Origin of the sequence: Rhizobacter sp. AJA081-3, assembly GCF_017795745.1 — a bacterium.
Classification (GTDB): domain Bacteria; phylum Pseudomonadota; class Gammaproteobacteria; order Burkholderiales; family Burkholderiaceae_C; genus Piscinibacter.
Genome location: NZ_CP059067.1, coordinates 2,252,798 through 2,278,660, shown reverse-complemented (window position 1 = coordinate 2,278,660; position 25,863 = coordinate 2,252,798). Strand labels below are relative to the sequence as shown.

Below are 25,863 nucleotides of genomic sequence, written 5' to 3'. Positions count from 1 at the left end.
ACCGCGCGGCCCTTTTGCTTGGCGCTGCGGTATCCTCGGGCCCATGAACGACGCACCCGACCTGGGCTCCGACGACGCGGACCCGCCGCCTCGTCCGCGCCGCAAGGGCATCTACATCCTGCCGAACCTGTTCACGCTGGCGGCGCTGTTCGGCGGCTTCTACGCCATCGTGATGGCGATGAACCAGCGCTTCGAGAACGCCGCGATCGGCATCTTCTGCGCGATGGTGCTCGACAGCCTCGACGGCCGCGTGGCGCGCATGACGAACACGCAGAGTGCCTTCGGAGAGCAGATGGACAGCCTGTCGGACATGGTGTCCTTCGGTGCGGCGCCGGCGCTCATCGTGTACGAATGGGCGCTCAAGGGCATGGGCAAGCTCGGCTGGATCGCCGCCTTCGTCTACTGCGCGGCGGCGGCCCTGCGGCTGGCACGCTTCAATGTCAACACCGGCGTGGTCGACAAACGCTTCTTCCAGGGACTGCCGAGCCCGGCGGCCGCGGCGGTGGTGATCGGCTTCATCTGGCTGATGGACGACAACGGCTACAAGGGCTTCCGCGAGGGGCCGTGGCTCGGCTGGGTGGCGCTGGGCTTCACGCTGTTCGCCGGGCTGACGATGGTCACCAATGTGCCGTTCTACAGCTTCAAGGATGTGAGCTTGAAGCGATCCGTTCCCTTCGTCGTGATCGTGGCCATCGCGCTCGCGTTTGCGTTGATCGCCTACCACCCGCCCACCGTGCTGTTCGCGTTGTTCGTCGTCTACGGACTGTCCGGCTACGCCATGTACGTTTACCGCAAGGTCAAGGGCAAGCCGGTCAGCGTCATCGCCACCTCGACGGACGAGCCCGACGAGCAGGGCCTTCACCGCTGATGCGGCCGTGCTAGACTGCGGCCACAATGTTTGCGACCACGATCACGCTAGCGCTTCTTCTAGGAGTTTCACGGGCTCGCTGATCGCTCACGTCTGTTCGTCTTTCGATCTCACGGCCCGTATGCAACCCGCAGCGGGCCGTTTGCTTTTCCGGATACGCGGGTTGCCCCTTCCAACACCCCACGAGGCATCTACCTCTTCCGCCCAGGAGCATCACCATGGCCGACAAGCTCATCATCTTCGACACCACCTTGCGCGATGGCGAGCAATCGCCGGGTGCCTCCATGACCAAGGACGAGAAGCTGCGCATCGCGCGGCAACTCGAGCGTCTGCGCGTGGACGTGATCGAAGCGGGCTTCGCGGCGTCGTCCAACGGAGACTTCGAGGCGGTCAAGGCGATCGCCGATCAGGTTCGCGAATCGACCATCTGCTCCCTCGCTCGGGCCAATGATCGGGACATCTCGCGCGCCGCCGAGGCGCTCAAGGGTGCCGCTTCGTCGCGCATCCACACCTTCATCGCCACGAGTGCGCTGCACATGGAGAAGAAGCTGCGCATGACGCCCGATCAGGTGCACGAACAGGCCAGGCTCGCGGTGCGCTTCGCGCGCAACCTGGCGGCCGATGTCGAGTTCTCACCGGAAGACGGCTATCGCTCCGACCCCGACTTCCTGTGCCGCGTGCTGGAGGCTGTGATCGCCGAAGGTGCGACCACGATCAACATCCCCGACACCGTCGGCTACGCGGTGCCCGAGTTGTACGGCAGCTTCATCCGCATGCTGCGAGAGCGTGTGCCGAACTCCGACAAGGCCATCTGGTCGGTGCATTGCCACAACGACCTGGGCATGGCGGTGGCCAACTCGCTGGCTGGCGTGAAGCTCGGCGGCGCCCGCCAGGTGGAGTGCACGATCAATGGCCTGGGCGAGCGCGCGGGCAACTGCTCTCTCGAAGAAGTCGTGATGGCGGTGAAGACCCGCCGCGACTACTTCGGCCTCGAACTCGGCATCGACGCCACGCAGATCGTGCCGGCCTCGCGCCTGGTCGCGCAGACCACCGGCTTCGTCGTGCAGCCCAACAAGGCCGTGGTGGGCGCGAATGCCTTCGCCCACGCCTCGGGCATCCATCAGGACGGCGTGCTGAAGGCGCGCGACACCTACGAGATCATGCGCGCCGAAGACGTGGGCTGGGCGGCCAACAAGATCGTGCTGGGCAAGCTCTCGGGGCGCAACGCCTTCAAGCAGCGCCTGCAGGACCTGGGCATCTCGATGGAATCGGAGTCGGAGGTCAATGCGGCCTTCGCGAGATTCAAGGAACTGGCAGACCGCAAGAGCGACATCTTCGACGAGGACATCCTCGCGCTCGTGATGGACGAGTCGGTCACGGCCGAGAACGAACACTACCGGCTGCTCGCGCTGTCGCAGCGCTCCGAGACCGGCGAGCGTCCGCACGCCAGCGTCGCCTTCGCGGCCGGCAGCGTCGAGATGCACGCCGAGAGCGATGGCAACGGGCCGGTCGATGCGAGCCTAAAGGCCATCGAGTCGAAGCTCAAGACTGGCGCGGAGATGCTCCTCTATTCGGTCAATGCCATCACCTCGGGCAGCACAGAATCACAAGGCGAGGTGACGGTTCGGCTGCAGCACGGGGGCCGCGTCGTCAACGGCGTCGGTGCCGATCCGGACATCGTCGTCGCGTCGGCGAAGGCCTACCTCGCGGCCTTGAACAAGTTGCACAGCAAGACGGAGCGCGTGGCCGCGCAGGGCTGAGATGCCAAGTTGGTCACATTCCTGACAGTCCGAGGACTGACTTTAGGAAAAACGCGTAAGGTCATGATCTTGCGCGCTTTTTTCTGTTCGCATAGACTCGTGCACAACGAGCGTCAAAAGGACTGTCGTGGGAATGATCAGCAAGTTCGTGACAACGGCGATCGCGGCCCTGGTGGCGGCGGTCGCGCTCACGCTGTCGACGCCGGTCGAAGCCGCCCAGAAGCAGGCCAAGAAGAAGGCCACGGCCGCGGCCAAGAGCCCGGCGCACAAGGCAAAGCGCGTCAAGCGAGTAGCTCGCGTGGTGCCTGCTCGCCCCTCGTTCGGTCAACTGGCCGGCCTTCGCGCGACGGACGACGCCCTCGATCTGAAATCCAGCGTGGCGCTGGTGATGGACCAGGACACCAACGAGGTACTGCTCAGCAAGAACTCGAACGCGGTGCTGCCGATCGCTTCCATCACGAAGCTGATGACTGCCTTGGTCGTGACCGAGGCGAACCTGCCGCTCGACGAGACCTTGACCATTTCGCAGGAAGATGTCGATACGGAGAAGGGCAGCCGCTCGCGCCTGCGCGTGGGCACTCAGCTCACGCGCGAGGAGATGCTGCATCTTGCGCTCATGTCTTCCGAGAACCGTGCTGCCCATGCGCTGGGTCGCGCCTATCCGGGCGGACTGTCGGCCTTCGTGAAGGCCATGAACGCGAGGGCTGCGTTGCTGGGCATGAGCGACACCCACTACGTCGAGCCGACAGGGTTGTCGAGCCAGAACCAGTCGAGCGCGAAGGACCTCGCCACGCTGGTGAAGGCCGCGCATGAACACCAGCTGATCCGCGAACTGTCGACGTCGCCCGAGTTCCGGGTCGCGGTCGGCCGGCGCGAGATGCAGTTCCGCACCACCAACTCGCTGGTGCGCAGCCCGATCTGGGAGATCGGACTGCAGAAGACCGGCTACATCACCGAGGCGGGGCGTTGTCTCGTCATGCAGGCCACGATGGCCGGTCGGCAACTGATCATGGTGTTCCTCGACTCGACCGGGAAATACTCGCGACTGGGTGACGCCGAGCGCGTGCGCCGCTGGGTCACGGAATTCGCTCCGGCCCCTGCGCCTGTTGCGGCGCCGGCGCCGGCTGTGCTTGCGCCTTCCGCCTCGGCAGGCGTCAAGCTCGCGATCTGAACGCGCTTCAGGAGCGGTGGCCCAGCGAGGCAGAAATCTGCCCCGCAGTGGCCTTGAGACGCTCCAGCCAGGACTCCTCCAGCCGATCGGCCGGGGCAGAGATCGACAAACCCGCAATCAGGTTGCCCTGGTCGTCGCGAATGCCGGCGGCCATGCAGCGAACGCCGAGTTCCAGTTCTTCGTCGTCGCGCGCCGTGCCCAGTTGCGTCACGCGGGCGAGTTCACGCTCGAGCGCTGCCAGGTCGGTGATGCTGTTGCGGGTGTGCCCCGCCAGGCCCGTGCGCATGGCGTAAGCGCGAACGCGCTGAGGGTCGTCGTTGGCCAGGAACAGCTTGCCGACGGAGGTCAGGTGCAGTGGCGCTCGCCCGCCGATGGCACGCACGACCTGCATGCCCGAGCGTTCGCTGTAGGCCCGCTCGATGTAGACGATCTCGTCGCCCTGGCGCATCGACAGGTTCACCGGCTGGTGCGTGAGCTTGTGCAGTTCGCGCATCGGGCCAAGGGCCGCGTCGCGTACGTCCAGGCGCGCCTTGACCAGGTTGCCGAGCTCCAGCAGGCGCATGCCCAGGCGATAGCTGCCGGCCTCGGGGCGATCGACGAAGCGGCCGATCGTCAGGTCGTTGAGGATGCGGTGGGCGGTTGAGGGGTGCAGTCCCGAACGCTCGGCGATCACTTTCAACGAGACGGGGTCGGGGAACGAGGCCAATACTTCCAGCAGGTCGAAAGCCCGCTCGAGCACCTGGATCGTCGGCTTCTTCTCTTCGGTCTTGGACATGCGGGGGATTCTCGCTCAAACGCCCGGAGTTTTATATGGCGAAAGCGACTCGGGCCATCTGGAACCTCGAGTCCTCAAGCCAAGGCATCGACAGCATTGATGGCGCTGCGCACGGCACCTTCGAGCGTCGCCGGGTAGGGGCCTGCGACGTGATCACCCGCGGCCAGCAGCCCGGGTGCGATCACCATCGGCGGGCGTTGCAGCCCGGGCACGCAGCGGAACGTGGCGCGCTTCTCGGTGATCAGGAGGCACGCTTCGGGCGCGCCGCCCCAGAGCGGGCCGAGGGACTGACGGGCCTGCCGCTGCGTCGCCGCGAGCGTCGCGTCGCGCCCGGCTTCGACCCAGAGCCGCGCGCCGCTGATCACGAAGGCGAGCAGCCCCTTCGGGCCGCCGAGCTGGCCCCGGTCGAGGACGAACTGAGCCGGCGCATCGTCGCCCGCCCTCAGCGCCAGCATGGGCTCGGGCAGGGTGATGCTGCCGCACTGCAGGTAGACCGTGACGATGGGCTCATAGCCGAAAGCGGCGGCGCTTGCCGACCAAGTCGCGTTGATCGGCTCCACCAGCCGCGCCGCTTCGGCAGGTGGCGTAGCGAGGATCACCCGGTCGAACGCCGCGCCGTCGACGCGCCAGCCGGCTCCATCGCGGGCCAGCTCTCGGACTCGCGTGGCGGTCTGCACCACGGCGCCATGCCGGTGCAGCCAGGACGTGGCGGGCACGGGAAACAGGTCGCCGAGACTGACCCGCGGCAGCAGCAGATCGGCCGAACCCGGCCCGCTGAACAACGCATCGCGCAGCACGCGAAGGAACACGGCGGCGCTTGCTTCGTTGGCTGGCGTGTTCAACGCCGCGACGCACAGCGGGTCGATCAGGTCGCGCACGATCGTCGCACCCAGGCCGAGGCTCAAGGATTCGACCGTGGCGGCGGGATCGCAGCGAAAGCCCCGTGCGGCCCAGCCCGTGGCTGCGGCCAGCAGCGACAGGCGCTCACGCAGCGACCAGCCGGCACGGCCCCAGACCCCGCGGGCAAAAGCGAGCATCGGCGGGCCCGGGGGCAGATGCAGGCCGCGGCCGTCGGGTTCGGTGAGGCGCAGTGGGGTGCGCAGCAGGGCTGCTTCGGTGTCGACCCCGACTTCGCGCATCAGGCGCAGCGTCTGCGTGTAGGCGCCGATCAGGATGTGCTGTCCGTTGTCGAGCACGAGCCCGTCGTGTCGCACTTCGCGCGCTCTGCCGCCGGCGTGCGGCGCCATCTCGAACAAGGCGACCCGGTGGCCGGCGCGTGCGGCCTCGACCGCTGCGGCCAGCCCGGCCCAGCCGGCGCCGATCACCGCGACGCTGTGCGGCACTAGCGGCCTCGCCAATGGGTCTGCATCGCAATCCAGAGCTTGCGCATCGGTGTCAGCGAAATGCGCTGGTGCAGGACCTGGAAGTTGTCGGCCTCGATTTCGCGAAGCAGTGAGCGGTAGATGTTGGCCATCATCAGTCCCGGCTTCTGCGCGTTGCGGTCGGTCTCGGGCAACAGGGCGAGAGCTTCGTCATAGCAGCGGTGCGCACGCTCGGCCTGAAATCTCATCAGCGCCGTGAAGCGCTCGCTGTAGCCGCGGTTGAGGATCTCCTGCGCCTTCACGTCGAACTGCTTCAGATCGGAAGCCGGCAGGTAGATGCGGCCGCGGCGTGCGTCGTCGCCGACGTCGCGAATGATGTTGGTCAGTTGCATTGCCAGCCCCAGGCGGTGGGCGTAAGCCACTGTCTGCTCCTGCGTGCGGCCGAAGATGCCGGCCGCGACCTCGCCGACCACGCCGGCCACGAGATGGCAATAGCGTGTCAGGCCGGCGAAGTCCAGGTAGCGTGACTGGTCCAGGTCCATCTGGCAGCCATCGATCACGCTGAGCAGGTGGTCGGCGCGGATGCCGAACTCGGCGGCGATCGGCTGCAGCGCCTGCATCACCGGATGGCTGGGGCGACCTTCGAAGGACGTGGCCACCTCGCGGCGCCACCATGCCAGTTTCGTGGCAGCGATGGCGGGGTCGCTGACCTCGTCGACCACGTCGTCCACCTCGCGGCAGAAGGCGTAGAAGGCGGTGATCGCGGCCCGCCGCGGCGGCGGCAGGAAGAGAAAGGCGTAGTAGAAGCTCGAGCCGCTGCGCGCGGCCTTGTCCTGCACGTACTGCTGCGGCGTCATGCGGTTTCGCCGGCCAAGGCCGCAGGCAACGATCGCATCTGCAGCGCGCGCCAGACCAGCACGGCGGCGTCCGTCCTGCGCAAGCGAGGCCGCGTCAGCAGCGTGCCGAAGTCGAGCGCTGCGATCTTGTCGAGGATGCGCAGTCCGCCTTGCACCACCAGACGCAACTCCCATCCGGCGCGGCCGGGCACGCGGTGCACCAGCGGGGCGCCCGACTGCATCAAGGCGCGCGCCCAGTCGCACTCAGCGCGGATCAGGCGGCGAGTGGCGGGCGAATCGTTGTGCGCCAGCACGTCGGCCGGGTCCACGGCGTGCTGCGCACAGTCGACCAGCGGCAGGTACAGGCGCCCCTTGCGCGCGTCGACCGCCACGTCCTGCCAGAAGTTGATCAACTGCAGCGCGCTGCAGATGGCATCCGAACGTCGCTTCGAGTCCTCGTCGTGCACGCCGTACAGATGCAGCAACAACCTGCCGACCGGGTTGGCCGAGCGGCGGCAGTAGTCGAGCAGTTCGGCCCGGTCGGCGTAGCGGGTCTTCACGACATCCTGCGCGAAAGCATCGAGCAGATCGTTCAGCAGTTCGGTGGGGAGGGCGTGACGTCGCATGGCGTTCGCCAGCGGCCCGAAAACCTGTGGCCATCGAGCTGATGCGGCCTTGCCGCCTGCGACAGCCAACAGGTCTGCCCGGTAGACGTCGAGATCGGCCAGCCGCGTGCCGGCCGGCGCATCGCCTTCGTCGGCCAGATCGTCCGCTGTGCGTGCGAACCAGTAGATGGCCGCCACCGCCGGCCGCAGTGAAGGAGGGCACAGCCAGGAGGCCACGGGAAAGTTCTCGTAGTGGTCGACGCTCACGGCCGTGATTGTCCACGCGTGCGTGCCGGTCTGGCTCGGCACCTGCTTGCTTGAGCGTGTTTGACATCGGACAGTTGCCCCAATACATTACTGACCGGTCAGTCATTTACTCTGCAGACATCCCACCGCAAGGATCCGCATGAAGCCGCCGATCGTCATCGTGCTTGCCAGCCTCGTCGCGCTGGCAGCCTGCTCCAGGCAGGAGCCCGCTCCAGACCCCATCCGCGCGGTGCGCACCCTGACCATCGCGCCGCAGACGGCCGGCGGCACGCACGAATACGCGGGCGAGGTGCGCGCACGAACCGAATCGAGGCTGGGTTTCCGCGTCGGAGGGAAGATCGTTCGACGTGCGGCAGACCTGGGCGACGTGGTGAAGGCCGGGCAGGTGCTGGCGCAACTCGACCCGCAGGACCTCCAGCTCGGCCAGGAGTCGGCGCGCGCAGCGCTCTCGGCGGCGCAGGTGAACCTCGACCAGGCCGCGGCGGACTTCCGGCGCTTCAAGGACCTGCGCGACCAGGGCTTCATCAGCTCGGCGGAACTGGAGCGGCGCGAGACAACGCTGAAGTCCGCGCAGGCCCAGCTGGCCCAGGCTCGCGCCCAGAACAGCGTTCAGGGCAACCAGGCGGCCTATGCGTCGCTGGTGGCCGATGCGAAGGGCGTGATCACCGGGGTCGACGCCGAGCCTGGCATGGTCGTGGCCGCGGGGGCGCCGGTGGTGCGCCTGGCCCACGACGGACCGCGTGACGTGATCTTCTCGGTGCCGGAAGACAAGGTCGGCCTGATCAAGCAACTGGCCGGCGTGCCGGGCCGCTTCAAGGTGCGCCTGTGGGGCGCCGACGCGACGCCAATGACGGCCACCATCCGCGAGATCTCGGCGGCGGCCGAACCGGTGACGCGCACCTTCCTCGTCAAGGCCGACATCGGCAACGCCGCGGTGCGGCTGGGGCAGACGGCCACCGTGCTGGTCGAGATGCCGCAGACGGCGGGCATCGTGAAACTGCCGCTGTCCGCACTGAAGGAAGAGCAGGGCAAGAGCATCGTCTGGCTGGTCGATCGATCGAGCATGACGGTGCGCGCGCAGCCGGTGCAAGTGGCCGGTGCCGATGGCAACGAGGCCGTGATCGCGGCTGGCCTGCAGGCCGGCCAGGTGGTCGTCACCGCTGGCGTGCACGTGCTCAACCCGGGCCAGAAGGTGAAGTTCTACGTCGACCCCGGCGTGCCCTCGGCCTCGTCCGCCAGCGCCGTGCCCGCCACCGCGGTGACGGTGAAGTGAGCGGGGCGCACGTGGACAGCCTGCCGACCGCCCCCGCGACGACGTCGCGCTTCAACATCTCTCGCTGGGCGCTCGACCACCCGGCGTTGACTCGCTACCTGCTGCTCGTGCTGCTGGTGCTCGGCTTCGCGGCCTATTTCCAGCTCGGGCAGGACGAGGACCCGCCGTTCACCTTCCGCGCCATGGCGATGCGCGTGTTCTGGCCCGGCGCCACGGCGCAGCAAGTGGCCGATCAGGTGACCGACAAGCTCGAGAAGACGCTGCAGGAAGTGCCTTACGCCGACAAGATCCGCAGCTACTCCAAGCCCGGCGAGGCGCTGATCATCTTCCAGGTGAAGGACAATTCGCCGCCGCGCGAGATGCAGCAGATCTGGTACACGGTGCGCAAGAAGGTCGGCGACATGCGCGCCACGCTGCCGGCCGGCGTGATCGGCCCCTTCTTCAACGACGAGTTCGGTGACGTCTACGGCTCGATCTACGCGCTGTCGGCCGACGGCTTCACGTACCAGGAGCTCAAGGAGCAAGCCGACCGCGTGCGTCAACGGCTGCTCAAGGTGAAGGACGTCAACAAGGTCCAGGTGTTCGGCGCACAGGACGAGAAGGTCTTCATCGAGATCTCGCAGAAGCGCCTGGCGCAGCTGGGCCTGGACTTCAACCTGGTGCTCGCGCAGATCGGCCAGCAGAACGCGGTCGAGTCGGCCGGCACGATCAACTCACCCACCGATTACCTGCAGGTGCGCGTCGGCGGGCAGTTCAACACGCTCGATGAGCTGAAGGTGTTCCCGATCCGCGCCAACGGTGCGAGCTTCAAGCTCGGCGACATCGCGCAGATCCGCCGCGCCTACGTCGACCCGCCGCAGGTGAAGGTGCGCCACCAAGGCCGCGAAGTCATCGCGCTGGGCATCTCGATGGCCAAGGGCGGCGACATCATCGAGCTCGGCCAGGCCCTTCACACTGCGGCGCAGACGATCCGCGCCGAGCTGCCGGCGGGCATCGAGCTGCACCAGTTCCAGGACCAGTCGACCGTCGTATCGCGCTCGGTCGGCGAGTTCGTGCGCGTGCTGATCGAGGCGGTGGTGATCGTGCTCGCGGTGAGCTTCATCAGCCTGGGCCTGCACTTCAAGCCCTTCCGCATCGACTGGCGGCCGGGCCTGGTGGTGGGCATCACCATTCCGCTGGTGCTGGCCATCACCTTCGTGGTCATGTACTACTGGGGCGTGGGCCTGCACAAGATCTCGCTGGGCTCGCTGATCATCGCGCTGGGCCTGCTGGTGGACGACGCCATCATTGCCGTCGAGATGATGGTGCGCAAGCTCGAGGAGGGCTACGACAAGGTGCGCGCTGCCACCTTCGCCTACGAGGCCACGGCGATGCCCATGCTCACCGGCACGCTGATTACCGCGGTGGGCTTCCTGCCCATCGGCATGGCGAAATCGACGGTGGGCGAGTACACCTTCGCGATCTTCGCGGTCACGGCGGCGGCGCTGCTGATCTCATGGCTGGTGTCCGTGTACTTCGTGCCCTACCTCGGCACGCTGATCCTCAAGCACAAGGACAACGGCAACGTGGCCGGCGAGCCGCACGAGCTGTTCGACACGCCGTTCTACACGCGCTTTCGCGCGCTGGTGAACTGGTGCGTGAAGCACCGCTGGATCACCATCGGTCTGACCATCGGCACGCTGGTGCTCGGGCTCATGGGCATGGGCAAGGTGCAGAACCAGTTCTTCCCGGACTCGAGCCGGCTGGAACTGCTCGTCGATCTCTGGTACCCGGAAGGCACCTCCTACGCTGCCAACGAGGCGATCACCAAGCGCGTCGAGTCGCGCATCATCAAGCTGGAAGGCGTGGACCATGTCACCACCTGGGTGGGCAGCGGCGCCGAGCGTTTCGCCCTGGTGCTTGACCAGATCTTCCCGCAGACCAACGTGGCGCAGATGATCGTGCTGCCCAAGGACCTGGCGGCGCGCGAACGCCTGCGCAAGCAACTGCCCGAACTGCTGGCCACCGAGTTCCCTGAGGCGCGCGGCCGCGCCAAGCTGCTGCCCAACGGGCCGCCGGTGCCGTACCCGGTGCAGTTCCGCGTCGTCGGGCCCGACCCGGCCAAAGTGCGAACCTACGCCGACGAGGTGAAGGCGATCATGCGCGGCAATCCGAACCTGCGCGGCATTAACGACAACTGGAACGAGTCGGTCAAGGTGCTTCGCCTGGACGTCGACCAGGAGAAGGCGCGCGCGCTGGGCGTGACCAGCCAGGCCATCGCCCAGGCCTCGCGCACCATCAACAGCGGCAGCAACATCGGCCAGTACCGCGACGGCGACAAGCTGATCGACATCGTGCTGCGCCAGCCGCTCGAGGAGCGCGACGCCATCACCGACCTGGCCAGTGCCTACGTGCCGACCACGACGGGGCGCAGCATTCCCCTGGCGCAGATCGCCAAGGCCTCGTTCACCTGGGAGCCGGGCGTGCTGTGGCGCGAGGGCCGCGACTACGCCGCCACGGTGCAGGGCGACATCGTCGAGGGCCTGCAGGGCGCCACCGTCACGGCGCAGCTCGACCCCTTGTTCAGGCCCATCCGCGAGAAGATGCTGCCGGGCTACCGCATCGAGGTGGCCGGCGCGGTGGAGGAGAGCAGCAAGGGCCAGGGCTCGATCGCCGCCGGTGCGCCGCTGATGCTGTTCATCATGTTCACGCTGCTCATGCTGCAGCTGCACAGCTTCAGCCGCTCGGTGCTGGTGTTCCTGACCGGGCCGATGGGCATCGCCGGCGTGGCCGCGGCGCTGCTGCTGCTGAACCGGCCGTTCGGTTTCGTCGCGCTGCTCGGCGTGATCGCGCTGATGGGCATGATCATGCGCAACTCGGTGATCCTGATTGACCAGATCGAGCACGATCGTGAACGCGGCGTCGCGACCTGGGACGCGATCGTCGAGGCAGCGGTGCGACGGTTCCGGCCGATCATCCTGACGGCGGCGGCGGCGGTGCTGGCGATGATCCCGTTGTCGCGCAGCGTCTTCTGGGGGCCGATGGCCGTGGCCATCATGGGCGGATTGATCGTGGCGACCGCGCTGACCCTGCTGGCCTTGCCGGCCATGTACGCGGCGTGGTTCCGCGTCAAACCGGCCCGCGAGGAGCGGCTCGCGGCATCCCGCTAAAATGCCGGGTTTGCCGTCGAGGCCGTCCCCCACGCGCGGGTGGCGAAATTGGTAGACGCACCAGGTTTAGGTCCTGACGCCAGCGATGGTGTGGGGGTTCGAGTCCCCCCCCGCGCACCAGCCATTCAACCCTCAAGTTCGAGATCAACATGTCCGTTCAAGTCGAAACCCTCGAAAAGCTCGAGCGCCGCATCACGCTGACGCTGGCTGCCACCACCATCCAGTCGGAGGTGGAGTCTCGACTGAAGCGCCTGGCCCGCACCGTCAAGGCCGACGGCTTCCGCCCCGGCAAGGTGCCGATGAGCGTGGTCGCCCAGCGATATGGCTACTCGGTGCACTACGAGGTCATGAACGACAAGGTCGGCCAGGTCTTCAACGAAGCCGTCAACGAGGCCAAGCTGCGCGTGGCCGGCTCGCCGAAGATCACGGAGAAGGAAGGCGCACCCGAGGGCCAGGTCGCCTTCGACGCCACCTTCGAGGTCTATCCGGAGGTCAAGCTCGGCGACATCGGTACTGCCGAGGTCGAGCGCGTGTCCACCGAGGTGACCGAAGCTGCGATCGACAAGACCCTGGACATCCTGCGCAAGCAGCGCCGCACCTTCCAGCAGCGCGCCGCCGCCGAAGGCGCGGCCGAGGGTGATCGCGTGACGATCGACTTCGAAGGCAAGATCGACGGCGTGCCCTTCGAAGGCGGCAAGGCCGAGGCCTTCCAGTTCATCATCGGCGAAGGCCAGATGCTCGAGCAGTTCGACGCCGCCGTGCGCGGCATGAAGGCCGGCGAGAGCAAGACCTTCCCGCTGCAGTTCCCGGCTGACTACCACGGCAAGGACGTGGCCGGCAAGGAAGCCGACTTCCTCGTCACGCTGAAGAAGATCGAGGCGCAGCACTTGCCCGAAGTCAATGAAGCGCTGGCCAAGTCGCTGGGCATCAAGGACGGCACCGTCGAGGCGCTGCGTGCCGACATCAAGCGCAACCTGGAGCGCGAAGTGAAGTTTCGCGTGCTCGCGCGCAACAAGGCCAGCGTGATGGACGCGCTGATCAAGGTGGCCGAGCTCGACGTGCCCAAGGCGCTGGTCACCGGCGAGGTGGAGCGCATGACCGAATCGGCCCGCGCCGACCTCAAGAAGCGCGGCATCAAGGACGCCGACAGCGCGCCGATCCCGGCCGAGATCTTCCAGCCGCAGGCCGAGCGCCGCGTGCGCCTGGGCCTGGTGGTGGGCGAACTGGTGCGCGCCAACAACCTGCAGGCCAAGCCCGATCAGCTGCAGGCCCACATCGAGGAGATGGCGCAGAGCTACGAGCGCCCGGCCGAGGTGGTGCGCTGGTACCTGGGCGACCGCCAGCGCATGGCCGAGGTCGAGGCGGTGGTGATCGAGAACAACGTGGCCGAGTTCGTGCTGGCCAAGGCCAAGGTCACCGACAAGGTGGTGCCGTTCGACGAGCTGATGGTCGGCTGACACCTCGGGCGGACGACCGAGCAACCCGTCACGCGGGGCGCCGAGCTGCGAAGCCGGCGCCCCGCGCCGCTTCTGCAGCGCCGCTCTTGTGGCCACATAATCAACCCCGATATCCCCGAAGACCCCATTTCCCCAAGGAATGCCATGAGCGCGCTCGACACCACCAGCCTGGGCATGGTGCCCATCGTCATCGAAACCTCGGGCCGCGGCGAGCGCGCCTACGACATCTACAGCCGGCTGCTGCGCGAGCGCATCATCTTCCTGGTCGGCCCGGTGACCGACCAGTCGGCCAACCTCGTGGTGGCGCAGATGCTGTTCCTGGAGAGCGAGAACCCGGACAAGGACATCTACCTCTACATCAACTCGCCGGGCGGCTCGGTGACGGCGGGCATGTCGATCTACGACACCATGCAGTTCGTCAAGCCGGACGTGTCGACGATGTGCCTGGGCATGGCCGCCAGCATGGGCTCCTTCCTGCTGATGGCCGGCGCCAAGGGCAAGCGCGTGGCGCTGCCGAACTCGCGAGTGATGATCCACCAGCCATCGGGCGGCGCGCAGGGCCAGGCCACCGACATCGAGATCCATGCCCGCGAAATCCTCAAGACCCGTGAGCAACTGAACAGGATCTACGCCGAGCGCACCGGCCAGCCGCTGGAGAAGATCCAGGCCGACATGGAGCGTGACTTCTTCCTCGATGCGGAAGAGGCCAAGGCCTATGGTCTGATCGACCAGGTGATCGCCAAGCGGCCCTGAACGCACGCCGGGCGTCCAGGCGCGGATAAGGGCCGTTTCCCGGCCTTATCCACAGGGAAGGGCAGGTTGCCTTTTCAACTATCATTCGACCAGCGCCACCCTCCCAGGCACCCAACCCATGGCCGACAAAAAGGGCTCCCCGACCGAGAAGGTTCTGTACTGCTCCTTCTGCGGCAAGAGCCAGCACGAGGTCAAGAAGCTGATCGCCGGCCCGTCGGTGTTCATCTGCGACGAGTGCATCGAGCTTTGCAACGACATCATCCGCGATGAAGTGCCGGCCGAAGGCGCGGAAGCGCGCGCCGCCAAGTCCGACCTGCCGATCCCGACCGAGATCAAGTCCATCCTCGACCAGTACGTGATCGGGCAGGATGCCGCCAAGCGCACGCTGGCGGTGGCGGTCTACAACCACTACAAGCGGCTCAAGCACATGAGCCGGACGAAGGACGAAGTCGAGCTGTCCAAGAGCAACATCCTGCTCATCGGGCCGACCGGCTCGGGCAAGACGCTGCTGGCGCAGACGCTGGCCCGCCTGCTCAACGTGCCCTTCGTCATCGCCGACGCGACCACGCTGACCGAAGCGGGGTATGTGGGCGAGGACGTCGAGAACATCATCCAGAAGCTGCTGCAGAACTGCGGCTACGACGTCGAGAAGGCACAGCGCGGCATCGTCTACATCGACGAGATCGACAAGATCTCGCGCAAGGCCGACAACCCCTCGATCACTCGCGACGTGTCGGGCGAAGGCGTGCAGCAGGCGCTGCTCAAGCTCGTCGAAGGCACGATGGCTTCGGTGCCGCCGCAGGGCGGGCGCAAGCATCCGAACCAGGACTTCCTGCAGATCGACACGACGAACATCCTGTTCATCTGCGGCGGCGCCTTCGATGGGCTGGAGAAGGTCATCCAGAACCGCTCCGAACGTTCGGGCATCGGCTTCGGAGCCACGGTGCACGGCAAGTCGGAGCGACGTGTCTCGGAAGTCTTCCGCGAGGTCGAGCCCGAAGACTTGATCAAGTTCGGACTGATCCCCGAACTGGTCGGCCGCCTGCCGGTCGTGGCGACGCTGGGCGAGCTCACCGAGGACGCGCTGGTGCAGATCCTCACCGAGCCGAAGAACGCGCTGCTCAAGCAGTACCAGAAGCTCTTCTCCATGGACGGTGTCGAGCTGGAAATCCGCCCCTCGGCGCTGGCGGCCATCTCCCGCAAGGCGCTGGCGCGCAAGACCGGCGCGCGCGGCCTGCGGTCCATCATGGAGCATGCCCTGATCGACACCATGTTCGACCTGCCCAACCTCGACGGCGTGGCCAAGGTGGTGCTCGACGAACACACGATCGAAGAAGAAGCGAAACCCTTGCTCGTCTACCGAGAGCAGGCCAAAGCCAGCGCTTGACGTTTCCGGACTTTCCGGTGCCCCGCACCGAGTGACGCAGGTGCGGCTCCTTGCAATTGACGCCTCGGGCCTCAGATCGGCCTGAGAAAGAGAGGTTTCCAATGTCCGGACATCCCGTGCTCCCCGCCGAGAAGATCAACCTGCCGCTGCTGCCCTTGCGCGACGTGGTGGTCTTCCCGCACATGGTGATCCCGCTGTTCGTGGGTCGCCCGAAATCGATCAAGGCGCTCGAAGTGGCCATGGAGGCCGGCCGCCAGATCATGCTCGTCGCGCAAAAGGCCGCCGGCAAGGACGAGCCCAAGCCGGACGACATGTTCGAGGTCGGCTGCGTCTCCAGCATCCTGCAGATGCTCAAGCTGCCCGACGGCACGGTGAAGGTGCTGGTCGAAGGCATCCAGCGCGCCAACACCCATCAGATCAGCGACAACGGCGAGTACTTCGTCGCTGACGTCACTCCGGTGCCGCCCGAGGCCGACAGCAAGCCCGAGGTCGAGGCCCTGCGCCGGGCCGTGACGCAGCAGTTCGACCAGTACGTCAAGCTCAACAAGAAGATCCCGCCGGAGATCCTGACCTCCATCGCCGGCATCGACGATGCCGGCCGCCTGGCCGACACCATCGCCGCGCACCTTCCGCTCAAGCTCGAGAACAAGCAGTCGGTGCTCGACCTGTTTGAGGTCGACAAGCGCCTGGAGAAATTGCTCGAGCAGCTCGAGCATGAGGTCGACATCCTGCAAGTCGAAAAGCGCATCCGTGGCCGCGTCAAGCGCCAGATGGAGAAGAGCCAGCGCGAGTACTACCTGAACGAGCAGGTCAAGGCGATCCAGAAGGAACTGGGCGACGGTGAAGAGGGCGCGGATCTCGAGGATCTCGAGAAGAAGATCATCGCTGCCAAGATGCCCAAGGAAGCGCGCAAGAAGGCCGACGCCGAGCTGAAGAAGCTCAAGCTGATGTCGCCGATGTCCGCCGAAGCGACGGTGGTGCGCAACTACATCGACACGCTGATCAACCTGCCCTGGGCCAAGAAGACCAAGATCAAGCACGACCTGAACTTCGCCGAGCAGGTGCTCAACGAAGATCACTACGGCCTCGAGAAGGTCAAGGACCGCATCCTCGAGTACCTCGCGGTGCAGCAGCGCGTCGACAAGGTGAAGGCTCCGATCCTGTGTCTCGTGGGCCCCCCGGGCGTGGGCAAGACCTCGCTGGGCCAGTCCGTCGCACGGGCGACCGGGCGAAAGTTCGTTCGCATGGCGCTGGGCGGCGTGCGCGACGAGGCCGAGATCCGCGGCCACCGCCGCACCTACATCGGCTCCATGCCGGGCAAGGTGCTGCAGAGCCTGACCAAGGTCGGCACGCGCAACCCGCTGTTCCTGCTCGACGAGATCGACAAGCTGGGCATGGACTTCCGTGGCGACCCGTCATCGGCGCTGCTGGAGGTGCTCGACCCCGAGCAGAACCACACCTTCAGCGATCACTACGTCGAGGTCGATTTCGACCTGAGCGACACGATGTTCATCGCGACTTCGAACTCGATGAACATTCCGCCGGCGCTGCTGGACCGGATGGAAGTGATCCGCCTGTCGGGCTACACGGAGGACGAGAAGGTCAACATCGCCTTGCGCTACCTGTGCCCGAAGCAGGCGAAGAACAACGGCGTCAAGGACGAGGAGATGGAAGTCACCGAGTCTGCGGTGCGAGGGATCATTCGCTACTACACGCGGGAAGCTGGCGTGCGCTCGCTCGAACGCGAGATCAGCAAGATCTGCCGCAAGGTGGTCAAGTCGATCCAGCTCAAGCAGGTGACCGAGAAGGTGATCGTCACCGACGAGAACCTGAACGACTACCTGGGTGTGCGCAAGTTCAACTATGGCCAGGCCGAGAAGCAGAACCAGGTCGGCCAAGTGGTCGGCCTCGCTTGGACCGAAGTCGGCGGCGACCTGCTGACCATCGAGGCGGCAGTGATGCCCGGGAAGGGGCAGATCATCCGCACCGGCCAGCTCGGCGATGTGATGAAGGAATCGGTCGAGGCCGCACGCTCCGTCGTGCGCAGCCGCGCCCGGCGCCTGGGCATCAAGGATGAGATGTTCGAGAAGCGCGACGTGCACATCCACGTGCCCGACGGCGCGACGCCCAAGGATGGCCCGAGTGCGGGCATCGCGATGACGACGGCCTTCGTGTCGGCACTGACTGGGATCCCGGTGCGGGCCGACGTGGCGATGACCGGCGAGATCACGCTGCGCGGCGAGGTCACGGCGATCGGCGGCCTGAAGGAGAAGCTTCTCGCGGCGCACCGCGGCGGCATCAAGACGGTGCTGATCCCGGAAGAGAACGCCAAGGACCTGCAGGATATTCCGGAGAACGTGAAGAACCACCTCGAGATCGTGCCGGTCAAGTGGATCGATCGCGTGCTCGAGGTGGCGCTTCAGTCCGCGCCGCAGCCTCTGCCCGACGACGAGCCGGCGAAGACCGAAGATGCGGCCAAGCCCGCGGGCACGGCCGGCGAAGTCATCACGCATTGAGCCGGGAAACACAGCCGGTTTGCGAACCGGCTGATTTCTCGCCTATAATGCGAGGCTCACGCGGGAGTAGCTCAGTTGGTAGAGCGCAACCTTGCCAAGGTTGAGGTCGCGAGTTCGAGACTCGTCTCCCGCTCCAGATTCTGAAGCGGTCAGCGAAAGGGAAGCCCAGGCTTCCCTTTTTTGTCAGAATGCGGTTCAGACCCGTCGATCAGGGGCGCGGTAGCAAAGCGGTTATGCACCGGATTGCAAATCCGTGTAGGTCGGTTCGACTCCGGCCCGCGCCTCCAAACCTTCCCGCCACTGCCTGAGCCCGCGTCGCGCACAATCGCTGCGGCGCGCCCGGGTGGTGAAGTTGGTAGACACAGCGGACTTAAAATCCGCCGCCTCTCGCAAGAGGGCATACGGGTTCGATCCCCGTCCCGGGCACCACGCGATGCACCGGAGGCCGCATGGCACTGTTTCCCCAGGAAGCGCTGAACGACGGCGTTCGCAAGCGCGAGGTGTTCGGCTGGGCGATGTACGACTTCGCCAACTCGGGCTACACGACCGTCGTGCTCACGGCAGTTTTCAACACCTACTTCGTCGGTGTTGCTGCGCAAGGGGCCGACTGGGCCACGCTGGCGTGGACGCTGGTCATCGCCGCCTCCAGCCTGATCGTGATGCTGACGATTCCCGCACTGGGCGCCTACGCGGACATGCACGCGCGCAAGAAGGCGCTGTTGGCGATGACCACGGCGGCCTGTGTGGCCGCCACCGTGGCGCTGGCCTCTGTCGGCCGAGGCGACCTGTGGATCGCGGTCATCGCAATGGTGATCTCCAACGTCTGCTACTCGTACGGTGAATCGCTCACGGCGGCCTTCCTGCCCGAACTGGCGCGCCCCCACTCCATGGGACGCGTGTCGGGTTGGGGTTGGAGCTTCGGCTACTTCGGCGGCATGTTGTCGCTCGGCCTGAGCCTGGGCTACGTGCTGTGGGCGCAGGCACGCGGCCTGCCGGCCACCGAGTTTGTGCCGGTGACGATGCTGATCACAGCGTCGGTCTACGGCGGTGCGTCCCTGGCGACCTTCGCGCTACTGCGCGAAAGAGCGGCTCCCAGCCCTGCGCGCGATTCGGCCGACCCCGTCGGCACCGCCATGCAGCGGTTGTTCGCCACCGCGCGCCGCGCCCGCGAGTTGCGCGACTTCAGCTGGCTGCTCGCCTGCGGCGCCTGCTACCAGGCCGGCATCTCGGTGGTCATCGCACTGGCCGCCGTGTACGCCGAGCAAGTGCTCGGCTTCAAGCAGGCGCAGACGATGATGCTGGTCTTCCTCGTCAACATCGCCGCCGCGGTCGGTGCCTTCGCCTTCGGCTACTGGCAGGACGCGATCGGGCACAAGCGCGCGTTGGCCATCACGCTGGCCGGATGGATCGTCATGACGGTGCTTGCCGTGCTCGCGCAGGGGCCGGCCCTGTTCTGGCTGGCTGCCGTGATTGCCGGCCTGTGCATGGGCTCGAGTCAATCTGCAGGGCGTGCGATGGCGGGCCTGTTCGCACCGGCAGCTCAACGCGCCGAGTTCTACGGCTTGTGGACGTTCGCGACGCGTCTTTCGGCCATCGTGGGGCCGGTGACCTACGGTCTTGTCACCTGGTGGACCAGCGGCAACCATCGCCTGGCGATCTTGTCCACGGCGATCTTCTTTGTACTGGGGCTTGCCCTGCTGATGCCGGTCAACATGCAACGCGGCATCGACACGGCGAAGGCGAGTGGCTAGAGCGACACGGGCGCGGCCGCGATCTCGAGGTCGAAGTCCAGCCAGCGCGCGGCGAACTGCGCCAGTCGCAGAGGATCGCCGGTCGTCTCGAGCCTGCAGCCTGGTTCGGCGCCGGCACCTTCTTTCGCCTGGCATACGCGTGCCACCTGAGCCGCCACGGCACTGGCCGTGTCGATGATGCGGATGCCCGCGCCGAGCGACTGTTCGATGGCTGCGCTCACGAAGGTGTAGTGGGTGCAGCCGAGCGCGACGGCGTCCACGCCCGCCTCGCGCAGCGCGCTCGCATAACGCCGCACGAGATCGGCCAGCACCGGATCCTTCAAGTCCCGCTGCTCGATGGCGGCGGCCAGGCCGCTGCAGGCCTGCAGATGCATCGTGCAACCATCGGATTCGCGCGCGACCAGCGCGCGGAACCGTTCGCTGCGCAAGGTGGCGTCGGTCGCCATCACCCCGACGTGTCGGTTGCGCGAAGCGGCGACGGCAGGCCGCACCCCGGGCTCGACGCCGACGATGCTGCACGCGGGCCAACGGCGCCTCAGTTCGTCGATGGCCACCGCGGTGGCCGTATTGCAGGCCACGACGATGACCGTGGCGCCTTGGCCGACCAGGTGCGCAGCGATCCGCTCGGCCCGATCGCGGATGAAGTCCACCGACTTCTCGCCATACGGCGCGTGCGCGGAGTCCGCCACGTAGCGCAGAGATGCCGACGGCAACTGCCGGCGGATCGCTCGCAAGACCGACAGTCCTCCGACGCCGGAGTCGAACACACCGATGCAGGCGTCGGGTGGAGGGGTGACCATCGGAACCAGGGTGAAGGATTGGGGCGCGCAGTCTAGCCCGCGACGGTCGGGACATTGCCCGAGCGGTGCGCCCCGGTCTAAAATAGAACGATCGTTCGATTTTGACCCCGCCGCGAGCGACGGGCCGTCCGGAGCTTCCGGCCGCGCTACTAGAATCCAATTAACGTAAACGTCAATTCAGCAGGAGCCCGCCGGATGAAGATCCTGGTCCCGGTCAAGCGTGTCGTCGACTACAACGTCAAGGTGCGCGTCAAGAGCGATGGCAGCGGCGTCGACATCGCCAACGTCAAGATGAGCATGAACCCCTTCGACGAGATCGCTGTCGAAGAGGCCGTGCGCCTGAAGGAGAAGGGTGCGGCCACCGAGGTGATTGCCGTCTCCTGCGGCGTCACCCAGTGCCAGGAAACCCTGCGCACCGCGATGGCCATTGGCGCCGATCGCGCCATCCTCGTCGAATGTGCCGACGAACTGCAGCCGCTGGCCGTCGCCAAGCTGCTCAAGGCGCTGGTCGACAAGGAGCAGCCCGGCCTGATCATCCTGGGCAAGCAAGCCATCGACGACGACTGCAACCAGACCGGGCAGATGCTCGCCGCGCTGGCCGACCTGCCGCAGGCGACCTTCGCCTCCAAGGTGGAAGTCGCCGACGGCAAGGCCAAGGTGACGCGTGAAGTCGACGGCGGCCTCGAGACCCTGTCCATCAGCCTGCCCGCGGTGATCACCACCGACCTGCGCCTGAACGAGCCGCGCTACGTCACGCTGCCCAACATCATGAAGGCGAAGAAGAAGACGCTGGAGATCGTCAAGCCCGCCGACCTCGGCGTCGACGTCGCCCCCCGCATCAAGACCCTGAAGGTCAGCGAGCCGCCCAAGCGCAGCGCCGGCATCAAGGTGCCCGATGTCGCCACGCTCGTGGCCAAGCTCAAGAACGACGCCAAGGTGATCTGACCATGCCCGCACTCGTCATTGCCGAACACGACAACGCCAGCATCCGCGGCGCGACCCTGAACACCGTCACTGCCGCCGTGCAGGCCGGGGGTGAAGTCCACGTGCTGGTGGCCGGCCACAACGCCGGCGAAGCCGCGAAGCAGGCCGCCGCCATCGCCGGCGTCACCAAGGTGCTGCACGCCGAAGACGCGAGCCTGGCCCATGGCCTGGCCGAGAACGTCGCGGCCGTGGTGTTGTTCGTCGCCAAGAACTACAGCCACCTGCTGTTCCCGGCTACCGCCAGCGGCAAGAACATCGCGCCGCGCGTGGCTGCCAGGCTCGACGTCGGGCAGGTGAGCGACATCATCAAGGTCATCTCGGCCGACACCTTCGAGCGCCCGATCTACGCCGGCAACGCCATCGCCACCGTGCAGAGCCTGGACGCGATCAAGGTGATCACCGTGCGCACCACCGGCTTCGATGCCGCGGGGCAGGGCGGCAGTGCCGCGATCGAAAGCCTGGCCGCGGCGGCCGGCAGCAGCAAGAGCACCTTCCTGGGCAACGAAATCGCCAAGAGCGAACGCCCCGAGCTCACCGCGGCCAAGATCATCGTCAGCGGCGGCCGGGCGATGGGCAGCAGCGACAAGTTCAACGAGGTGCTCACGCCGCTGGCCGACAAGCTCGGCGCCGCGCTCGGCGCCAGCCGCGCAGCGGTGGATGCGGGCTACGCGCCCAACGACTGGCAGGTCGGTCAGACCGGCAAGATCGTCGCGCCGCAGTTGTACATCGCCTGCGGCATCAGCGGCGCGATCCAGCACCTGGCCGGCATGAAGGACAGCAAGGTCATCGTGGCCATCAACAAGGACCCGGAAGCACCGATCTTCAGCGTCGCCGACTTCGGCCTCGAAGCTGATCTGTTCACTGCCGTGCCCGAACTGGTGGCCGCGCTCTGACCGGCTGACCGAACCCGACCCGAAGCCCGTTCGCCGCCGTATCTGGCCGACGGGCTTTTTCTTGCCCGAATCACACCGAGGATGACACCGTGAGCTACGTCGCGCCGATCAAGGACATGCTGTTCTGCATGAAGGAACTCGCCGGCCTCGAGGAGGTGGCTCGGCTACCCGGATTCGAGGACGCCGGGCTCGACACGGCCCAGGCCGTGCTCGAGGAATGCGCCAAGCTCAACGAGGGCGTCATCGCGCCCCTGAACTGGGAAGGCGACAAGTACCCCTCGTCGTGGCATGACGGCAAGGTGACCACCACGCCCGGCTTCAAGGAAGCCTTCCGCGAGTACGCCGAGGGCGGCTGGCAGGGGCTGCAGCACCCGGCGGACTTCGGCGGCCAGGGCCTGCCCAAGACCATCGGCGCGGCCTGCGGCGAGATGCTCAACAGCGCCAACCTCAGCTTCGCGCTGTGCCCGCTGCTGACCGACGGCGCCATTGAGGCGCTGCTGACGGCCGGCACGCCGGAGCAGCAAACCACCTTCATCCCGAAGATGATCAGTGGCGAGTGGACCGGCACCATGAACCTCACCGAGCCGCAGGCCGGCTCCGACCTGGCCCTGGTGCGCACGCGCGCCGAGCCGCAGCCCGACGGCACGTTCAAGATCTTCGGCACGAAGATCTTCATCACCTACGGCGAGCACGACATGGCGCAGAACATCGTGCACCTCGTGCTCGCGCGCGTGGTCGGCGCGCCCGAGGGCGTGAAGGGCATCAGCCTGTTCATCGTGCCCAAGTTCCTCGTCAATGCCGACGGTTCGCTCGGGGCTCGCAACGATGCGCATTGCGTGAGCATCGAGCACAAGCTGGGCATCAAGGCGAGCCCGACCGCGGTGCTGCAGTTCGGCGACCACGGCGGTGCGGTCGGCCAACTCATCGGCCAGGAGAACCGCGGCCTCGAGTACATGTTCATCATGATGAACGCCGCGCGCTACGCGGTGGGCGTGCAGGGCATCGCCATCGCCGAGCGGGCCTACCAGAAGGCCGTGGCCTACGCGAAGGACCGTGTGCAGTCACGACCGGTCGACGGCTCGCTGCCCGGCAGCGCGGCGATCATCCACCATCCCGACGTGAAGCGCATGCTGATGACGATGCGCGCCTACACCGAGGGCTGCCGCGCGATGGCGCTGACGGCCGCGTCGGCCTTCGATGCCGCGCACCACCATCCCGACAAGGAAGTGCGCCAGCAGAACCAGGCCTTCTACGAGTTCATGGTCCCGCTGGTGAAGGGCTACTCCACCGAGATGAGCCTGGAAGTGACCAGCCTGGGCGTGCAGGTGCACGGCGGCATGGGCTTCATCGAGGAGACCGGCGCGGCGCAGTACTACCGCGACGCGAAAATCCTCACCATCTACGAAGGCACCACGGCGATCCAGGCCAACGACCTCGTGGGGCGCAAGACGGCGCGCGACGGCGGCCGCACGGCCAAGGCGATTGCCGGGCAGATCGAGCACACCGAGGCCGCGCTGGCGAAGAGCGGCAGCGCTGCCGCGCAATCGACGCTGAAGCGGCTGCGCGCAGCGCGCGAGGCCTTTCTGCAGGTAGTCGACTTCGTCGCCGGCAACACCAAGGCCAGCCCGAACGCGGTGTTCGCGGGTTCGGTGCCCTACCTGATGCTCGCCGGCAACCTGATGGCAGGCTGGCAACTGGCGCGCGCGCTGGTCGTCGCCGAGCAGCAGCTCGCACAAGGCGGTGGCGATACGGGCTTCCTGCAGGCCAAGGTGGCCACGGCGCGCTTCTATGCGGAGCATCTGCTGAGCAAGGCGCCGGGCGTGCGCGATGCGATCGTCGACGGCGGCGAGAGCGTCACGGCGCTGCCGATCGACGCGTATTGACTCCTTAGAGACCTGAACCTGGAGTACCCCGCGTGTCCATGCCGCCCATCCTCGCCAAGTTGCCGCTGCCCATCATCGGCTCGCCGCTGTTCATCATCAGCAACCCCAAGCTCGTGATCGAGCAGTGCAAGGCCGGCGTCGTCGGTTCGATGCCGGCGCTCAACGCGCGGCCGGCCGAGCAGCTCGATGAATGGCTGGCCGAGATCACCGAAACGCTGGCGGCCTACAACCGCGCCAACCCCGACAAGCGGGCGGCGCCCTTCGCGATCAACCAGATCGTGCACAAGACCAACGACCGCCTCGAGCACGACATGCAGGTCTGCGCCAAGTACAAGGTGCCGATCGTCATCACGTCACTGGGTGCGCGCACCGACATCAACGAGGCGGTGCACGGCTGGGGCGGCATCGTGCTGCACGACATCATCAACAACATGTTCGCGAAGAAAGCGATCGAGAAGGGCGCCGACGGCCTGATCGCGGTGGCGGCCGGCGCCGGCGGCCACGCGGGCGTGAAGAGCCCGTTCGCGTTGATCCAGGAGATCCGCAGCTGGTTCGACGGGCCCATTGCGCTGTCGGGCTCCATCGCCACCGGCGGGGCGGTGCTGGCCGCGCAGGCCATGGGTGCCGACCTGGCCTACATCGGCTCGGCCTTCATCGCCACCGAAGAGGCGCGCGCCAGCGAGGCCTACAAGCAGGCGATCGTCGAGGGCACGTCGGACGACATCGTCTACTCGAACCTGTTCACCGGCGTGCACGGCAACTACCTGAAGCCGTCGATCCGCGCGGCCGGCCTCGACCCCGACAACCTGCCCGAGAGCGACCCGAGCAAGATGAGCTTCGGCGGCGGCGAGGGCTCGAAGTCCAAGGCCTGGAAGGACATCTGGGGCTGCGGGCAGGGCATCGGCGCGGTCGACAAGGTGATGCCCACGCGCGAACTCGTGGCGCGGCTGGCGCGCGAATACCAGGCGGCTCGCCAGCGGCTGCTGGCGGCCTGAGGCTGGCTGCGTCAGCCGACCTCGGCGTCGGAATCGCAGCCCTGGCCCGCGGCGATGAGCCGGCGGGCGAACCACGACCAGGGCGAGCGCGACGTCGCGGTCCGGCTCATCAGGCCGCAGCGGTAGCGCCGTTGATCGTCGTCCCAGCGCAACGCACGACATGCGCCGCGCAGGCGCAGCGAGACCAGCACACCCACCGGGCAGGGCTCGGCGAGGCAACACACGCCGCAACCATTGCACACCTCTCCCGGCCGCGGTTTCAGCGGCGCGTCAGCATGGATGCGGATGATCTGCATGTGGTCGTTCAAGTCCGGCTGCATTCTGTTTCTGCGCCCCGACCCTCAGTCCTTCGATTTGGTGGTCGATAACGGCGGTGTTACAGTCGCGCCCGAGACTTGACAGGTCCTTCCCGTCCCCT

At 66.7% G+C, this 25,863-nt stretch carries 20 protein-coding genes and 4 tRNA genes; 18 read left to right on the top strand and 6 right to left on the bottom strand.

Annotated features, from left to right (window positions below; genetic code table 11):
* Nucleotides 1-43: 43 nt before the first annotated feature.
* From pssA to pbpG, 3 genes are all read left to right on the top strand, one after another.
* Nucleotides 44-868: a CDP-diacylglycerol--serine O-phosphatidyltransferase gene (gene pssA / locus HZ992_RS10845; protein WP_209386645.1), complete on the top strand. Its 825-nt coding sequence runs from the start codon at nt 44-46 to the stop codon at nt 866-868.
* 218 nt (nt 869-1,086) lie between these two features.
* A complete protein-coding gene (locus tag HZ992_RS10840; RefSeq protein ID WP_209386644.1) occupies nt 1,087-2,628 on the top strand; it encodes a 2-isopropylmalate synthase in 1,542 nt (513 codons plus the stop codon).
* Nucleotides 2,629-2,761: 133 nt separating this feature from the next.
* Nucleotides 2,762-3,799, top strand: coding sequence for a D-alanyl-D-alanine endopeptidase (pbpG, locus tag HZ992_RS10835; RefSeq protein ID WP_209386643.1), 1,038 nt, complete (start codon nt 2,762-2,764; stop codon nt 3,797-3,799).
* A gap of 7 nt (nt 3,800-3,806) precedes the next feature.
* Here pbpG and HZ992_RS10830 read toward each other — a convergent pair whose 3' ends face one another.
* The 4 genes from HZ992_RS10830 to hpnC all read right to left on the bottom strand — a co-directional run bounded on the left by HZ992_RS10830 (nt 3,807) and on the right by hpnC (nt 7,604).
* The gene (locus HZ992_RS10830; RefSeq protein ID WP_209386642.1) at nt 3,807-4,574 is read right to left on the bottom strand and encodes an IclR family transcriptional regulator; all 768 of its coding nucleotides are present in this window, start codon (nt 4,572-4,574) and stop codon (nt 3,807-3,809) included.
* A 74-nt stretch (nt 4,575-4,648) separates the two neighbouring features.
* Nucleotides 4,649-5,899, bottom strand: coding sequence for a hydroxysqualene dehydroxylase HpnE (gene hpnE / locus HZ992_RS10825; RefSeq protein WP_371816808.1), 1,251 nt, complete (start codon nt 5,897-5,899; stop codon nt 4,649-4,651).
* A gap of 17 nt (nt 5,900-5,916) precedes the next feature.
* Nucleotides 5,917-6,753 carry a presqualene diphosphate synthase HpnD gene (gene hpnD / locus HZ992_RS10820; protein ID WP_209386640.1) on the bottom strand — a complete coding sequence of 279 codons (837 nt, stop codon included), beginning with the start codon at nt 6,751-6,753 and terminating at the stop codon, nt 5,917-5,919.
* Nucleotides 6,750-7,604, bottom strand: coding sequence for a squalene synthase HpnC (gene hpnC / locus HZ992_RS10815; protein ID WP_209386639.1), 855 nt, complete (start codon nt 7,602-7,604; stop codon nt 6,750-6,752). The genes hpnD and hpnC overlap by 4 nt, the downstream gene beginning before the upstream one ends.
* A 139-nt stretch (nt 7,605-7,743) precedes the next feature.
* Here hpnC and HZ992_RS10810 point away from each other — a divergent pair, with 139 nt between their 5' ends.
* From HZ992_RS10810 to HZ992_RS10760, 11 genes are all read left to right on the top strand, one after another.
* Entirely contained in the window at nt 7,744-8,877 is a 1,134-nt protein-coding gene (locus HZ992_RS10810; RefSeq protein WP_209386638.1) for an efflux RND transporter periplasmic adaptor subunit, read from the top strand.
* Nucleotides 8,878-8,888: 11 nt separating this feature from the next.
* A complete protein-coding gene (locus tag HZ992_RS10805) occupies nt 8,889-12,026 on the top strand; it encodes an efflux RND transporter permease subunit (RefSeq protein WP_245213429.1) in 3,138 nt (1,045 codons plus the stop codon).
* Nucleotides 12,027-12,059: 33 nt separating this feature from the next.
* Nucleotides 12,060-12,146: transfer RNA gene (locus HZ992_RS10800), tRNA-Leu, on the top strand.
* A gap of 29 nt (nt 12,147-12,175) precedes the next feature.
* Nucleotides 12,176-13,483, top strand: a complete 1,308-nt coding sequence (gene tig, locus HZ992_RS10795) for a trigger factor (protein WP_209386637.1) — start codon at nt 12,176-12,178, stop codon at nt 13,481-13,483.
* Between the two features lie 144 nt (nt 13,484-13,627).
* Complete coding sequence (gene clpP, locus HZ992_RS10790; protein WP_305848843.1) at nt 13,628-14,236, top strand: ATP-dependent Clp endopeptidase proteolytic subunit ClpP; 609 nt, start codon at nt 13,628-13,630, stop codon at nt 14,234-14,236.
* A 118-nt stretch (nt 14,237-14,354) separates the two neighbouring features.
* Nucleotides 14,355-15,623 (top strand): ATP-dependent Clp protease ATP-binding subunit ClpX, encoded by a 1,269-nt coding sequence (gene clpX / locus HZ992_RS10785; RefSeq protein WP_209386636.1) that lies wholly within the window; start codon nt 14,355-14,357, stop codon nt 15,621-15,623.
* A 101-nt stretch (nt 15,624-15,724) separates the two neighbouring features.
* Entirely contained in the window at nt 15,725-18,139 is a 2,415-nt protein-coding gene (lon, locus tag HZ992_RS10780) for an endopeptidase La (protein WP_209386635.1), read from the top strand.
* A gap of 60 nt (nt 18,140-18,199) precedes the next feature.
* Nucleotides 18,200-18,275 (top strand) — tRNA-Gly (locus tag HZ992_RS10775).
* Nucleotides 18,276-18,352: 77 nt separating this feature from the next.
* Nucleotides 18,353-18,426 (top strand) — tRNA-Cys (locus tag HZ992_RS10770).
* A gap of 50 nt (nt 18,427-18,476) precedes the next feature.
* Nucleotides 18,477-18,568, top strand: a tRNA-Leu gene (locus tag HZ992_RS10765).
* Nucleotides 18,569-18,588: 20 nt separating this feature from the next.
* Entirely contained in the window at nt 18,589-19,890 is a 1,302-nt protein-coding gene (locus tag HZ992_RS10760) for an MFS transporter (RefSeq protein WP_209386634.1), read from the top strand.
* Here the strand turns inward: HZ992_RS10760 and murI are convergent.
* Nucleotides 19,887-20,657, bottom strand: coding sequence for a glutamate racemase (gene murI / locus HZ992_RS10755; protein ID WP_245213428.1), 771 nt, complete (start codon nt 20,655-20,657; stop codon nt 19,887-19,889). The two genes, HZ992_RS10760 and murI, sit on opposite strands and share 4 nt — an antisense overlap.
* Nucleotides 20,658-20,885: 228 nt before the next feature.
* On the opposite strand from murI, the gene HZ992_RS10750 reads away from it, so the two are divergent.
* From HZ992_RS10750 to HZ992_RS10735, 4 genes are all read left to right on the top strand, one after another.
* Nucleotides 20,886-21,635 (top strand): electron transfer flavoprotein subunit beta/FixA family protein, encoded by a 750-nt coding sequence (locus HZ992_RS10750; RefSeq protein WP_209386632.1) that lies wholly within the window; start codon nt 20,886-20,888, stop codon nt 21,633-21,635.
* A 2-nt stretch (nt 21,636-21,637) separates the two neighbouring features.
* On the top strand, nt 21,638-22,567 hold the full coding sequence (locus HZ992_RS10745) for an electron transfer flavoprotein subunit alpha/FixB family protein (RefSeq protein WP_209386631.1): 930 nt from the start codon (nt 21,638-21,640) through the stop codon (nt 22,565-22,567).
* A gap of 89 nt (nt 22,568-22,656) precedes the next feature.
* Entirely contained in the window at nt 22,657-24,450 is a 1,794-nt protein-coding gene (locus HZ992_RS10740; RefSeq protein ID WP_209386630.1) for an acyl-CoA dehydrogenase, read from the top strand.
* Between the two features lie 38 nt (nt 24,451-24,488).
* Nucleotides 24,489-25,445: an NAD(P)H-dependent flavin oxidoreductase gene (locus HZ992_RS10735; protein WP_209387129.1), complete on the top strand. Its 957-nt coding sequence runs from the start codon at nt 24,489-24,491 to the stop codon at nt 25,443-25,445.
* A gap of 11 nt (nt 25,446-25,456) precedes the next feature.
* On the opposite strand, the gene HZ992_RS10730 is transcribed toward HZ992_RS10735, so the two are convergent.
* Nucleotides 25,457-25,741 carry a hypothetical protein gene (locus tag HZ992_RS10730; RefSeq protein ID WP_209386629.1) on the bottom strand — a complete coding sequence of 95 codons (285 nt, stop codon included), beginning with the start codon at nt 25,739-25,741 and terminating at the stop codon, nt 25,457-25,459.
* Between the last annotated feature and the right edge of the window lie 122 nt (nt 25,742-25,863).